Here is a 361-nt window from a genome sequence, read left to right on the forward strand (position 1 = left end):
ATCGAGGCCTTCGCTCGACTTGTATTGCGCCAGGTTCAGATCGCAGGTGGCCTGCACATCCGGAATCACCAGCGCTTCATAGCGTTGCTCGGCAGTGAGGCTGGCATCGGCCTTGAGCTTGGCCAGATCGTTGGCGTAAAGCGGATCGGACGAGATGGCCTTGTAGAAGATGGCGGGATTGGAGGTGACACCGGCGATGGCGTCGTCGGCCAGCAGCTGTTGCAGGGTGCCGGCCTGGATCAGGCCACGGGACAGGTTGTCGAGCCAAATGCGTTGGCCCAGGGGTTTGATGGCGGCGATGCGGCTCATGATGTCCTCTCTGGCTTCAAAGGGGCGCGGTACGAAGGAGACCGCGCAATTA

The 361-nt window shown here is 61.2% G+C and carries 1 protein-coding gene; it reads right to left on the reverse strand.

Translation table 11 applies throughout. The features are described from left to right. On the reverse strand, positions 1-309 hold a 309-nt coding region (locus tag NLI84_RS15340), incomplete at its 3' end, for a transaldolase family protein (protein ID WP_284699948.1). Between the last annotated feature and the right edge of the window lie 52 nt (positions 310-361).

The organism is Chitinolyticbacter albus, from assembly GCF_024437655.1.
Taxonomy (GTDB): domain Bacteria; phylum Pseudomonadota; class Gammaproteobacteria; order Burkholderiales; family Chitinibacteraceae; genus Chitinolyticbacter; species Chitinolyticbacter albus.